The organism is Streptomyces sp. MA5143a, assembly GCF_900290235.1.
In the GTDB taxonomy this organism is placed as follows: Bacteria; Actinomycetota; Actinomycetes; order Streptomycetales; family Streptomycetaceae; genus Streptomyces.
In genome coordinates, this window is the sequence record NZ_OLMK01000001.1 from 92,573 (window position 1) to 105,693 (window position 13,121).

Sequence of the window (13,121 nt, forward strand, 5' to 3'; positions counted from 1 at the left end):
AAGGGAGTTGAGAACGCAGCCGACAAAGGATGCGTGAGTACCCTTGCGCACACCATGATGACCGCCGCCCGCTCCGCCGATTCCGGCCTCGCAGGACCGGGCGAACTCGACCGCTACCCCTACGCCGAGCACCCCGGCGTCGACCGTGTCGGCATTCCCTCCTGGGACGGCGCGGACCCCGAGCTGGGGCGCGTGGGCCGTCGCGCCGCCGGGAGCCGTGGACGCGGGCTCCACGGCCAACTCGTCCAGCAGCTCGGCCAGATGATCGTCTCCGGCGACCTCGGGGCCGACCGCCCGCTCGTCCCCGAGGAGATCGGTCAGCGGTTCGAGGTCTCCCGCACCGTCGTCCGTGAGACCCTCCGCGTACTGGAGGCGAAGGGGCTGGTCAGCGCCCGCCCGAACGTCGGCACGCGCGTCCGCCCGGTCAGCGACTGGAACCTGCTCGACCCGGACATCATCGAGTGGCGGGCCTTCGGCCCTCAGCGCGACGACCAGCGGCGCGAGCTCAGCGAGCTGCGCTGGACGATCGAGCCGCTCGCCGCCCGCCTCGCCGCCGGGCACGGCCGCGACGACGTCCAGCAGAGGCTCGGCGACATGGTCGAGCTCATGGGGCACGCCATGGCCCAGGGCGACGCGCTGACCTTCTCCCGCGCGGACGCCGAGTTCCACTCGCTGCTCATCCAGGTCGCCGGCAACCGCATGCTGGAGCACCTCTCCGGCATCGTCTCGGCTGCGCTCCAGGTCTCCGGCGGCCCCGCCACCGGCTGTGACCGGCCGGGCGAGTCGACCCTCGTGCACCACGCCCGGATCGTCGACGCCCTCGCCGCGGGCGACGGCGGAGCGGCCGAGACGGCCATGCGACAGCTGCTGACGGTCCACCCCGAGGTGGAACGTGTGGTGCCCGCGCCGCGCGAGCACTGAGGGCACACGGGGCGCGACAGGAGCGGCCCGGTCGCGGTGTGAGCCCTCGACGACCCTGATCGGCCGGCGAACCGCGTGCCGCCGGACCCCATCGGATCCTTCCGGGATTCGGCGGGGCCCGGCGGCGCGACGGGCCGAGGTTCGACGGTCGGGGCGCGGCTGTCCGTGGGCGTAGATGCCCTGGGTCGCCGTCCTTCCCGGGCGTGCGAAACGCGCCGGCCCCGCTCCCGTCATCCCGACCGGCTGGCGTCGACCCGATCGCCGCTGGATCGACGGCCGCCGATTGTCCCGTCCCCGTCGGCCCCCGGCTCTCAGAACGGGACCGTAACCCTCCGCAAATGTGGCGGACCCCTGCTGGGGAGTTCGTTCGGGAATCGTGTGGGTACACGAGGCAAGAGCACCGGTCGTGGCCCTGCTCGACTACCTCTGGCCATGTCTGACCGCTTTTGAGCGCTTACGGGGTGTGACTCGGGCCACGCAGATTGGGCGTAACGCTCGCGGGAACCACGCGATGACCTAAGAGGTGACAGCCGCGGAGGGAATACGGACGCCGTTCACGGCGCTGTGCATCTTCCCGGCCCCCGCCCGCACCGTCGGCCCATCCCCAAGCCGGTGGTCGGCTCCTGTCCACAGTGGACGGGGCCGGAAGCCGTTTTCCAACGTTCCGAGAGGTTGTTCGTGTCGGCCAGCACATCCCGTACGCTCCCGCCGGAGATCGCCGAGTCCGTCTCTGTCATGGCGCTCATTGAGCGGGGAAAGGCTGAGGGGCAGATCGCCGGCGACGATGTGCGTCGGGCCTTCGAAGCTGACCAGATCCCGGCCACTCAGTGGAAAAACGTACTGCGCAGCCTCAACCAGATCCTCGAGGAAGAGGGTGTGACGCTGATGGTCAGTGCCGCGGAGCCCAAGCGCACCCGAAAGAGCGTCGCAGCGAAGAGTCCGGCCAAGCGCACCGCCACCAAGACGGTCGCGGCGAAGACGGTGACCACCAAGAAGGCCACCCCCGCCGCACCGACGGCACCCGCGGCCGAAGCCTCCGCCGAGGACGCCCCCGCCAAGAAGGCCGTAGCCAAGAAGGCGACTGCCAAGAAGGCGGCCCCCGCCAAGAAGACCGTCGCCGCCAAGAAGACGGTGGCGAAGAAGACAGCCGGCAAGAAGGACGACGCCGAGCTCCTCGAGGAAGAAGTCCTCGAGGAGACCCCCGGCGGCAAGCCCGGTGACGAGCCCGAGGGCGCCGAGAGCGCCGGTTTCGTGCTCTCCGACGAGGACGAGGACGACGCGCCGGCCCAGCAGGTCGCCGCCGCCGGTGCCACCGCCGACCCCGTCAAGGACTACCTCAAGCAGATCGGCAAGGTCCCCCTGCTCAACGCCGAGCAGGAGGTCGAGCTCGCCAAGCGCATCGAGGCCGGTCTGTTCGCCGAGGACAAGCTGTCCAACGCCGACAAGCTCGCCCCCAAGCTCAAGCGCGAGCTGGAGATCATCGCCGAGGACGGCCGCCGCGCCAAGAACCACCTCCTGGAGGCCAACCTCCGTCTGGTGGTCTCCTTGGCCAAGCGCTACACCGGCCGCGGCATGCTCTTCCTGGACCTCATCCAGGAGGGCAACCTCGGTCTGATCCGCGCCGTCGAGAAGTTCGACTACACCAAGGGCTACAAGTTCTCCACGTATGCCACCTGGTGGATCCGTCAGGCGATCACCCGGGCCATGGCCGACCAGGCCCGCACCATCCGTATCCCGGTGCACATGGTCGAGGTCATCAACAAGCTCGCGCGCGTCCAGCGCCAGATGCTCCAGGACCTGGGTCGCGAGCCCACTCCGGAGGAGCTGGCCAAGGAACTCGACATGACCCCGGAGAAGGTCATCGAGGTCCAGAAGTACGGCCGCGAGCCGATCTCCCTGCACACTCCACTGGGCGAGGACGGCGACAGCGAGTTCGGTGACCTCATCGAGGACTCCGAGGCCGTCGTCCCGGCCGACGCGGTCAGCTTCACGCTCCTCCAGGAGCAGCTGCACTCCGTCCTCGACACGCTCTCCGAGCGCGAGGCGGGCGTCGTCTCCATGCGCTTCGGTCTCACCGACGGTCAGCCGAAGACCCTCGACGAGATCGGCAAGGTGTACGGCGTCACGCGTGAGCGCATTCGCCAGATCGAGTCGAAGACGATGTCGAAGCTGCGCCACCCGTCGCGCTCGCAGGTCCTGCGCGACTACCTGGACTGAGCCCGCAGCGGACCCGTCCGCGCGACAGGCCGAGACAGGCATCGAAGACCCGGTTCCCTCGAAGGGGCCGGGTCTTCGGCGTGGGCGCGGCATGCGGGCGCCCGCCACGTGGATAACTCTGGGTGTGCCATCCATCTCCCAGAGTCAGGAGCGCGCATGCGTCCCACCATCGCCCGACTGCTGGCCCTCGCGGCCACCACGGCCGTCATATCGCTGGCCGCACGTCCGACCGCGACCGCCGATGTCGTCATCGGCGGTCATCCCGTCGAGATCTCCCAGGCGCCCTGGACGGTGGCACTGTCCAGTCGTGACCGGTTCGGGGGTACGAGAGCCGGGCAGTTCTGCGGCGGGGTCGTGGTGGGCCGCTCCACGGTCATGACGGCCGCCCACTGCCTCAGCGAGGAGGTGCTGGGAGGGCCCCCGGCACGGCTCCCCGACCTGAAGGTCATCACGGGGCGCGCCGATCTGCGGTCGAACGAGGGCCGGGAGATCCCGGTGAGCGACACCTGGGTCAATCCGCGGTACGACGCCTCTACGAACGCGGGGGACTTCGCCGTGGTCACGCTGGCGACGCCGCTCCCCGAGAGTTCCGTACTCCCGTTGGCGGAAGCCGGCGATCCGGCGTACGGGGCGGACACGGCCGCGGCCGTCTACGGCTGGGGTGACACGACGGGCGCCGGGGACTACGCGCTGAGCCTGCGGGCCGCGTCGGTGCGGGTGCTGGCCGACTCCGCGTGCGAGAGGGCCTACCCGGGCGGCGCGGAGGGTCGGTACCGGGCCGACTCCATGGTGTGCGCGGGAGAGGTGAACGGCGGCCGGGACGCCTGCCAGGGGGACAGCGGAGGACCGCTCGTCGCCCAGGGGAAGCTGATCGGACTCGTGTCGTGGGGCAGCGGCTGCGGACTGGCCGGGAGCCCGGGGGTGTACACCAGGGGCTCCTACGCGGCCCAGGTGCTGGCGGAGAGCCGCTGAGAGGTCGTTGAACGCCGTACGGCGTCGCTTGAGCGCCGTACCGGCGCTTGAGCCGCACCCCCGACGCGGCACCGCCACGGTGCCGTAGAGGACCGCGGAGCGAAAGTCGCCGCGGAGCGAGAGCGGCTGCGGATGGGCAGCGAACGCGGAACGAGCGCCGCCGCGGAACGAGAGCGGGCGGCCACCCCGTGTGTGCGGGAGTGGCCGCCCGGTCACCGGCCTCGAGCCGGTGTCGGCTCGTCGTTGGTGCGAAGCGTCAGCGTTCGTCGGTTTCCGCGGTGGCGGGAACGGACGTCAGCCGCTCCGTCTCGTCCTGTATCTCCGCGGCGATCTTCTTGAGCTCAGGCTCGAACTTACGCCCGTGGTGGGCGCAGAACAGCAGCTCTCCACCGCTCAGCAGGACGACGCGCAGATAGGCCTGGGCGCCGCAGCGGTCGCATCGGTCAGCGGCCGTCAGCGGGGTCGCGGGGGTCAGAACAGTAGTCACGTCGCCTCTTCTCTAGCTCGACGAGCTGTCGTACCAGGGTCAACATCCAACCAGGCCGAAAACGTTCCCGCTCGCGGCTTTTCCTCGAAAAAATCTTTCCAGGCCGGCTGTCTGTTGCCGGTTGGCGGCGAATGAGCCGTAGTGCGTGTCTTCGTGTCGTACGGGTTCGCGCTGTCTGTCGGTGGTTCTGGCGGTTGCTCTCTTGGTTGTACGGTCCTCCCGGCTGGGTTGCCGGTTGTTCATGAGGACGTGCCCGGAGCCTAAATGGTTCATGCCTCGAAGGGAACGTGATATGTACTTCACCCCATCGAGGGATCGAACACGCATGCGAGCCTGGACTACCCTGAGTTTCCAGCGAGGGTGGCGTTACAACGGCTCTACCAGGGCTCGGTACCCTCGGACCGGCAACCGAGCCGGGCCCCTTACCCAAAAGGGCCTCACCTGAAATTCAGCGAGGAGCGAACCGCGTGACCGCCGAGACGTCCGTGCCGTCCACAGCGCTGCTGACCGGAGCAGACCGGGACGGTTCCAACTACACCGCGCGGCACCTGCTCGTCCTCGAGGGGCTCGAGGCCGTGCGGAAGCGCCCCGGAATGTACATCGGCTCGACCGACAGTCGAGGCCTGATGCACTGCCTCTGGGAGATCATCGACAACTCCGTGGACGAGGCCCTCGGGGGCTACTGCGACCACATCGAGGTGATCCTCCACGACGACGCCTCCGTGGAGGTCCGGGACAACGGCCGCGGTATCCCCGTGGACGTCGAGCCCAAGACCGGCCTGTCCGGCGTCGAGGTCGTCATGACCAAGCTGCACGCGGGCGGCAAGTTCGGCGGCGGCTCCTACGCGGCCTCCGGCGGTCTGCACGGCGTGGGCGCCTCCGTGGTGAACGCGCTCTCCGCCCGTCTGGACGTCGAGGTGGACCGTAACGGCGGCACCCACGCCATCAGCTTCCGGCGCGGTGTGCCCGGCGCCTTCGCGGGCAACGGCCCGGACGCGAAGTTCGAGGCCGCGAGCGGGCTGCGCAAGGCCAAGCGGATCCCGAAGACGCGCACCGGCACGCGGGTGCGCTACTGGGCCGACCGCCAGATCTTCCTCAAGGACGCCAAGCTCTCGCTGGAGAACCTCCACCAGCGCGCCCGCCAGACCGCGTTCCTGGTGCCCGGCCTGACCATCGTCGTCCGTGACGAGTACGGGCTCGGCGAGGGCGGGAGCAAGGGCGAGGAGTCCTTCCGCTTCGATGGCGGCATCAGCGAGTTCTGCGAGTACCTGGCCACCGACAAGGCTGTCTGCGACATCCTCCGCTTCACCGGCGAGGGCACCTTCAGGGAGACGGTCCCCGTGCTGGACGAGCACGGCCAGATGACCCCCACCCAGGTCACCCGGGAACTCGGCGTCGACGTCGCGCTGCGCTGGGGCACCGGCTACGACTCGACCCTCAAGTCGTTCGTGAACATCATCGCCACACCCAAGGGCGGCACCCATGTCGCCGGCTTCGAGCAGGCCGTGGCGAGCACGATGAACGAGGTGCTGCGCGCCAAGAAGATGCTCCGGGTCGCCGAGGACGACGTCGTCAAGGACGACGCCCTGGAGGGTCTGACCGCCGTCGTCACCGTGCGACTGGCCGAGCCGCAGTTCGAGGGCCAGACCAAGGAGGTCCTCGGCACCTCCGCGGCCCGCCGGATCGTGGCGCAGGTGATCTCCAAGGAGCTCAAGGCGTTCCTGACCTCCACCAAGCGGGACGCCGCCGCGCAGGCGCGGGTCGTCATGGAGAAGGTCGTCGCGGCCGCGCGTACACGTATCGCCGCACGTCAGCACAAGGACGCGCAGCGGCGGAAGACCGCCCTGGAGTCGTCGACGCTGCCCGCCAAGCTCGCCGACTGCCGCAGTGACGACGTCGACCGCAGCGAGCTGTTCATCGTCGAGGGCGACTCGGCGCTCGGTACGGCGAAGCTCGCCCGGAACTCCGAGTTCCAGGCGTTGCTGCCGATCCGCGGCAAGATCCTCAACGTCCAGAAGTCGTCCGTGACGGACATGCTCAAGAACGCCGAGTGCGGCGCGATCATCCAGGTCATAGGGGCCGGATCCGGACGTACGTTCGATATCGACGCGGCTCGGTACGGCAAGATCATCATGATGACCGACGCCGACGTGGACGGGTCCCACATCCGGTGCCTGCTGCTGACGCTGTTCCAGCGGTACATGCGGCCGATGGTCGAGGCGGGCCGTGTCTTCGCCGCGGTGCCGCCGCTGCACCGGATCGAGCTGGTCCAGCCGAAGAAGGGCCAGGACAAGTACGTCTACACGTACTCCGACCGGGAGCTGCGGGACAAGCTGCTGGAGTTCCAGAGCAAGGGCGTCCGCTACAAGGACTCCATCCAGCGGTACAAGGGCCTCGGCGAGATGGACGCGGACCAGCTGGCGGAGACGACGATGGACCCGCGGCACCGGACGCTGCGGCGGATCAACCTGTCGGACCTGGAGGCGGCTGAACAGGTCTTCGACCTGCTGATGGGGAACGACGTCGCGCCGCGCAAGGAGTTCATCTCCAGCTCCGCGGCCACCCTGGACCGGTCCCGTATCGACGCGTGAGCGCCGCGCCCGCCCGCCGGCCGCCGGTCGGTCGGGTGGGCGCGCCGTCCCGGGTGCGAGTCGGCCCGCGCTTCACCTGATGGGGTGAACAATGCCGAAGGGCATCGGCGGGGATCACTGCGGTCTGTCCATGCTTGGGCATGCAGTCAAGTACCGGCCGGTCCCGCCGTCGCGCGGGTGGTTCCGAGAGCGCGGTCGAGGGGCGAGGAGCGGCCCCGACGAACGCGCGGTTCGACGATCCCTGGTATGACGCGCTGGCCTCCGGCTGGGGAGAGGTGGACGGCACGGGAGGGGTGCCGCCCGTCGTGCCGGCCGCTCGGGAGGAGGGGCGGGCCGCAGGCGACGTGTATGTGGAGGTGCAGCGCAGCGCCGCCTTCCAGGAGGTCCGCCGCCGGTACCGGAGATTCGTGATCCCGGGAGTCGCCGTCTTCTTCAGCTGGTACGTCGGATACGTGGTCGCGGCCATCACCGCGCCGGGGCTGATGGCGCGACCCGTGGCGGGCGCGGTCAACGTGGCGATGCTGGCGGGGCTCGGCCAGTTCCTCACGACGTTCCTGTTCACCTGGGCCTACGCGCGCCACGCACGGCTGCGGCGGGACCGGGCTGCCCTCGATCTGCGGTGGGACACACAGGAGTTGACGCGCGGCATCGCGGGGGGCGAGCGGTGACCGGGAACCATCAGACACTGGCCCTGCTGCTGTTCAGCGTGTTCATCGCGATCACCCTGGGCATCACGACCTGGGTCAGTCGCAACCGGCACGGTTCGGCGGAGGAGTTCTACGCCGGCGGCCGCTTGTTCTCGCCGATGGAGAATGGTTTTGCCATCGCGGGCGACTACATGTCCGCCGCGTCCTTCCTCGGTATCTCCGGCCTCATCGCGCTCTTCGGGTACGACGGACTGCTGTACTCGGTGGGCTTCCTGGTGGCCTGGCTCGTGGTGCTGTTCCTGGTGGCCGAACTGGTGCGCAACTGCGGGCGGTTCACGCTCGCCGACGTGGTCGCGGCACGGATGAGCGAGCGGCCGGTCAGGATCGCGGCGGGAACCTCCTCGGTCACCGTGTCCGTTCTGTATCTGGTGGCGCAGATGGTGGGCGCCGGCACCCTTGTCGCACTGCTGCTGGGCGGCGAGGGCGCGGCGGCACGGGCCTGGACGGTCATCGGCGTCGGCGCGCTCATGGTCGTCTATGTGTCGCTGGGAGGGATGCGGGCCACCACCTGGATTCAGATCGTGAAGGCGGTCCTGCTGATGGGCGGGGCGATCGCGCTGACCGTGCTCGTCCTGATGCGGTTCCACGGAGACTTCGACGACCTGCTGCGGACGGCCGCGGAGCGCAGCGGGCACGGGGCGGCCTTCCTCGCGCCGGGGCTGAAGTACGGCGGCGACTGGACCGCCCGCCTCGACTTCATCAGCCTCGGGCTCGCCCTGGTCCTGGGCACGGCCGGGCTGCCGCACATCCTGTCCCGCTTCTACACGGTGCCGACCGCACGCGCCGCGCGCCGCTCGGTCGTATGGTCGATCGGCCTCATCGGCGGCTTCTACCTGATGACGATCGTGCTGGGCTTCGGCGCGGCCGCGATCGTCGGACCCGCGGCCGTTCGAGCCTCGAACGCGGCCGGCAACACCGCCGTTCCCCTCCTCGCGCTCGATCTGGGCGGCGGAGCGGGCTCCACGGGTGGGACGGTTCTGTTCGCGATCGTCGCCGCCATCGCCTTCGCGACGATCCTCGCGGTTGTCGCCGGCATCACCCTCGCCTCGTCCGCGTCGGTGGCCCACGACCTGTACGCGTCACTGCGGCGCCGCCGCTCGAAGCCGTACAGCGAGGTGGCCGTGGCGCGTACCTCCGCCGTAGGGATCGGGGCCGTCGCCATCGCGCTCGGGCTGCTCGCCCGCGACCTCAATGTGGCGTTCCTCGTCGGCCTGGCCTTCGCCGTCGCCGCCTCGGCCAATCTGCCCGTGCTGCTGTACTCGCTGTTCTGGCGAGGCTTCACCACGCGCGGCGCCGTGTGGTCCGTGTACGGCGGACTCGTCCCGGCGGTGGTGCTGGTGCTGCTGTCGCCGGTGGTGTCCGGCAGCCCCGAATCCCTGTTCCCCGGCGTCGACTTCCAGTACTTCCCGCTGCAGAACCCGGGCCTCGTCTCGGTGCCCCTGGGCTTCCTCGCCGGCTGGCTGGGCACGGTCACCTCCGCCGAACCGGCCGACGAGGCGAAGCACGCGGAGGCCGAGGTGCGGTCGCTGACGGGCGCCGGGGCGGTCTGACGGCCTTCCGGGGAACCCGTCGGCGGCGCTCAAGGCACGCGTCCCCGGGTGAGGCCGGGGGCGGGTGACGTCAGGGGCGGGTCGCCCACTCGTAGCGGTGCTCCGGGCGGCCCGCGTCGCCGTACTTGAGGGTCAGGCGGGCGCGTCCGGTGCGCTCCAGGAGCTTCAGATAGCGCTGGGCGGTCTGGCGGCTCAGGCCGGTCCGATCGGCGATCTCCTGGGCGGACAGCGGGCCCTCTGCGGTCATCAGAGCCCGGCGCACGACCTCGGAGGTGGTGGCGGAGTGCCCCTTGGGCAGGTCCGGCTCGCCGCCCGCGGAGAGCGCGCCGAAGATCCGGTCGACCTCCGCCTGCTCGGCCTCGCCGCCGCCGTCCAGGGTGCGCCGCAGCTCCGCGTACGCCTCCAGCTTGGCCCGCAGCCCCGCGAACGCGAACGGCTTCACCAGGTATTGCAGGGCGCCCTGCCGCATCGCCGCCTGGACCGTCGAGACGTCACGCGCCGCCGTCACCATGATCACATCGGTCTGGTGGCCGCGCCGGCGCATCTCCTGGACGACCGTGAGGCCCGTGTCGTCCGGGAGGTAGTGGTCCAGGAGGACGAGGTCCACCTGGGGCAGCTCCTCCAACTGCTCCAGTGCGTCGGCCGCGTTGTGCGCCACGCCCGCCACCCGGAAGCCGGCGACCTTCTCGACGTAGGCGGCGTTCACCCGGGCGACCCGCAGGTCGTCGTCCACGACCAGGACCTCGATCATCGCGACTCCTTGTCGGCGGCTGGGACGGCGTCCTCCGGCTCGTGCGCCGTGCCCGGTCGCGTGTCACGGCCCGCCGTCGGCTCGTCGCGCGGGCCGGCTCCCTCGTCGGGTGCCGTAGACGTAAGCGCCGACGCGGACGATTGCGTCACCAGTCCCGGCTCCGCCAGCGCCTCCGGCAGGACGACCGTGAACTCCGCGCCTCCGCCGTCCGCCTCGGTGACCCGGGCGCTGCCTCCCTGCCGTTCGGCGAGCCGGCGCACCAGGGAGAGCCCGATACCGCGCTCGCGGTGGGCCGGGGGCGTCTTGGTGGACCAGCCCTCCGTGAAGATCAACTCACGGTGTTCGGGCGGGACTCCGGGTCCGGTGTCGCGGACCCGGAGGATCGCCGTACGTCCCTCGGCCCGCAACTCGACCTCCACGCGCGCGTGCGGAGTGCCCGCGACGGCGTCGAGGGCGTTGTCGACGAGGTTGCCGACGACGGTGACCAGTCCCCGTGGATCGATCAGCCTGTCCGGCAGCGGGGTCCCGCCGGTGACCGTCAGGGCCACACCGCGCTCGGCCGCGACGGTCGCCTTGCCGACCAGTACCGCGGCGAGCAGCGGATCGTGGATCCTCTCGGTGACCTGCTCGGCGGTCGCGCGATGGTCGCCGACCACTTCACCGACGAAGTCCACGGCCTCGTCGTACATCTCCAGTTCGAGCAGGCCGAGGAGGGTGTGCATCCGGTTGGCGTGCTCGTGGTCCTGGGCGCGCAGGGCGTCGATCAGGCCCCGCGTGGAGTCGAGTTCGCGGCCCAGCTGCTCCAGCTCGGTGCGGTCCCGCAGGGTGGCCACGGCACCGCCGTCGTCGGTGGGCATACGGTTGGCGACCAGGACGCGCCGGCCGCGGACGGTGAGCAGATCCGTGCCGGTGACCCGGCCGGCCAGCACATCGGTCGTACGGCCCGCGCCGAGCGCCTCGTCGAGCGACCGGCCGACCACCTCGTCGCCGAGGCCCAGGAGGCGCTGCGCCTCGTCGTTCAGGAGGCGCACGCGGCCCGCGCGGTCCAGGGCGACCACACCCTCCCGGATGCCGTGCAGCATCGCCTCGCGCTCCGCGAGGAGCCCCGCGATGTCGGAGAAGGCCAGGTCACGGGTCTGGCGGTGGACCCGTCGGGAGATCAGATACGCCGCCAGCGCGCCGACCGCCATCGCCCCGCCCGCGTACGCGAGGAGACCGGGGATGGCGTGGATCAACCGGGCGCGCACATTGTCGTACTCGATGCCGACCGAGACGGCCCCGACGATCCTCCCGTCGGCGTCGCGCAGCGGCACCTTGCCCCGGGCGGACCGTCCCAGGGTGCCCGAGTCGATCTCCATGACCTCGTTCCCCGCGAGGGCGCGGCGCGGGTCGGTCGAGACGAGGCCGCCGATCTCGGTGGGGTCCGGGTGGGACCAGCGCACCCCGCGGTCGTCCATGACCACGACGTACTCGGCGCCGCTGGCCCTGCGGATCCGCTCGGCCTCCACCTGCACCGGTCCCTTCACGGACGGCTCGGTCGTGACCAGGTCCTCGGCGATCTGCGGCTGGGCCGCCGTGGTCTGGGCGATCGCGAGGGCGCGGCGCATCGCCTGGTCGTCCAGCTGGTCGCTGAGCGGTGCGAGGAACAGCCCGGTCGCGAGGACGGCGACACCGGCGGCGATCGCCACCTGCATCAGCAGGACCTGCGAGAACACCCGCCGCGGCATCCCGAGACGCAGGCGACGTGCGGGGGGAGTGGGGCTCATACCCCTGACGGTACGTGGACGGCGTGTACCGGACGTAGAGGGGTGTGGCGGGTATCTCAATGAGGTGCGGGGGTATGGCAGGGCGCGAAGGGCGGACCCGGCGCGGGCCGGGCCCTAACCGGCGAGCGCCGTCGGTACCAGTTCGCGTACGGCCGTCACGTCCATCCGGGCCGGCGAGCCCAGGGGGGAACCGCAGCTCTCGGGGCGGGGCGGCTGGGCCGCGCCCTGGGCGACGGTGACGTTCCAGCGGCGGCCGTCGACGTGGGCGACGGTGACCTCCCAGCGCGGGGCGGCGCCGTCCGTGCGCAGGACGGTGAGGGCGTCGGCCGCGTCCTCGCCCGTCGCCGCGCGCACCGCCAGCTCCGCCGCCTGCCCGGGGCGCTCCCAGGCGGAGTTCCCGCGGCAGCCCTCGGTGACGATCCGCCCCTCCCGCACGGCGTGGAGGACCTCCTTGACGTGGTGGGCCTCGGCGCGGCCGTACACGTAGCCGGAGGGGAGGACGAGGAGCGTGGGCGAGAAGCGGTGCCCGCCCAGATGGGTGACCTCCCAGGTGCCCTCGACGCCGGAGGCGGCCAGCTCGGCGGCGAGCGGTCGGCCGAGGAGGGCGCAGCAGCGGTCGCGTTTGCCGTTGGTGCACACGAGCGCGAGGGGCCGGCCGGTGTGGGGCCGGCCCTGAAGGGCCGCCTCGAAGGAGCGGGGGTCGCCGTCCCCGAGCGCGGCGAAGTCCAGGCCGAGCAGGCGCTCCGGGGCGGTCGTGGTGGCGCGGTGCAGCCAGACGTTCCCGGGGACCGTGTGCGCCACGTACACCTGACGCTCGTGGACCTCGCGGCAGTCGGCGTGGCGGCCCGGCCGCCGGATGAGCGCGACGCGGACGCCGGTGCCCTCGGTGGCGGCTTCGAGGGCGCGGCCGAGCGCGGGGTCCAGGTGGCTCGATGTGAGCGCCTGGGCGCCCCAGGGGCCCGGCTGTTCCAGCAGCAGCCATGTCCTCGCCGTGGCGGCGGTCCCCGCGAGAGGCTCGGCGAGGTGTCGGGACGCGGATGTGCACGTACTCACAGAGGTGAGCCTAACCTGACTTCGGCTCGTACGGCCTCCGGGCGGGCCGAAGGGGTGGAACCGACGTGGCGAGCGGTGCGTTCGGCGCGCCTCGGCGGTGGCCATT

General features: G+C 71.1%; 10 protein-coding genes. 6 read left to right on the top strand and 4 right to left on the bottom strand.

Annotated features, from left to right (window positions below):
- Window positions 1–33 precede the first annotated feature (33 nt).
- The 3 genes from SMA5143A_RS00355 to SMA5143A_RS00365 all read left to right on the top strand — a co-directional run bounded on the left by SMA5143A_RS00355 (window position 34) and on the right by SMA5143A_RS00365 (window position 4,110).
- Window positions 34–921 carry a FadR/GntR family transcriptional regulator gene (locus SMA5143A_RS00355; RefSeq protein WP_107460795.1) on the top strand — a complete coding sequence of 296 codons (888 nt, stop codon included), beginning with the start codon at window positions 34–36 and terminating at the stop codon, window positions 919–921.
- Between the two features lie 678 nt (window positions 922–1,599).
- Window positions 1,600–3,138, top strand: a complete 1,539-nt coding sequence (locus SMA5143A_RS00360) for an RNA polymerase sigma factor (RefSeq protein WP_107460871.1) — start codon at window positions 1,600–1,602, stop codon at window positions 3,136–3,138.
- 156 nt (window positions 3,139–3,294) lie between these two features.
- Complete coding sequence (locus SMA5143A_RS00365) at window positions 3,295–4,110, top strand: serine protease (RefSeq protein ID WP_107460796.1); 816 nt, start codon at window positions 3,295–3,297, stop codon at window positions 4,108–4,110.
- Between the two features lie 256 nt (window positions 4,111–4,366).
- On the opposite strand, the gene SMA5143A_RS00370 is transcribed toward SMA5143A_RS00365, so the two are convergent.
- On the bottom strand, window positions 4,367–4,597 hold the full coding sequence (locus SMA5143A_RS00370; RefSeq protein WP_055512778.1) for a DUF7455 domain-containing protein: 231 nt from the start codon (window positions 4,595–4,597) through the stop codon (window positions 4,367–4,369).
- Window positions 4,598–5,064: 467 nt separating this feature from the next.
- Between SMA5143A_RS00370 and SMA5143A_RS00375 the strand changes: the two genes are divergently transcribed.
- The 3 genes from SMA5143A_RS00375 (at window position 5,065) to SMA5143A_RS00385 (ending at window position 9,445) form a co-directional block, all read left to right on the top strand.
- Complete coding sequence (locus SMA5143A_RS00375; protein ID WP_107460797.1) at window positions 5,065–7,188, top strand: DNA gyrase/topoisomerase IV subunit B; 2,124 nt, start codon at window positions 5,065–5,067, stop codon at window positions 7,186–7,188.
- A gap of 140 nt (window positions 7,189–7,328) precedes the next feature.
- A complete protein-coding gene (locus tag SMA5143A_RS00380) occupies window positions 7,329–7,856 on the top strand; it encodes a DUF485 domain-containing protein (protein ID WP_107460798.1) in 528 nt (175 codons plus the stop codon).
- Window positions 7,853–9,445, top strand: a complete 1,593-nt coding sequence (locus SMA5143A_RS00385; protein WP_107460799.1) for a solute symporter family protein — start codon at window positions 7,853–7,855, stop codon at window positions 9,443–9,445. Before SMA5143A_RS00380 ends, SMA5143A_RS00385 begins: the two co-directional genes overlap by 4 nt.
- Window positions 9,446–9,515: 70 nt before the next feature.
- On the opposite strand, the gene SMA5143A_RS00390 is transcribed toward SMA5143A_RS00385, so the two are convergent.
- The 3 genes from SMA5143A_RS00390 to SMA5143A_RS00400 all read right to left on the bottom strand — a co-directional run bounded on the left by SMA5143A_RS00390 (window position 9,516) and on the right by SMA5143A_RS00400 (window position 13,015).
- Window positions 9,516–10,196: a DUF7342 family protein gene (locus tag SMA5143A_RS00390; protein ID WP_107460800.1), complete on the bottom strand. Its 681-nt coding sequence runs from the start codon at window positions 10,194–10,196 to the stop codon at window positions 9,516–9,518.
- Entirely contained in the window at window positions 10,193–11,962 is a 1,770-nt protein-coding gene (locus SMA5143A_RS00395; RefSeq protein WP_258193187.1) for an ATP-binding protein, read from the bottom strand. The genes SMA5143A_RS00390 and SMA5143A_RS00395 overlap by 4 nt, the downstream gene beginning before the upstream one ends.
- Window positions 11,963–12,076: 114 nt before the next feature.
- Window positions 12,077–13,015 (bottom strand): sucrase ferredoxin, encoded by a 939-nt coding sequence (locus SMA5143A_RS00400; protein ID WP_107460802.1) that lies wholly within the window; start codon window positions 13,013–13,015, stop codon window positions 12,077–12,079.
- Between the last annotated feature and the right edge of the window lie 106 nt (window positions 13,016–13,121).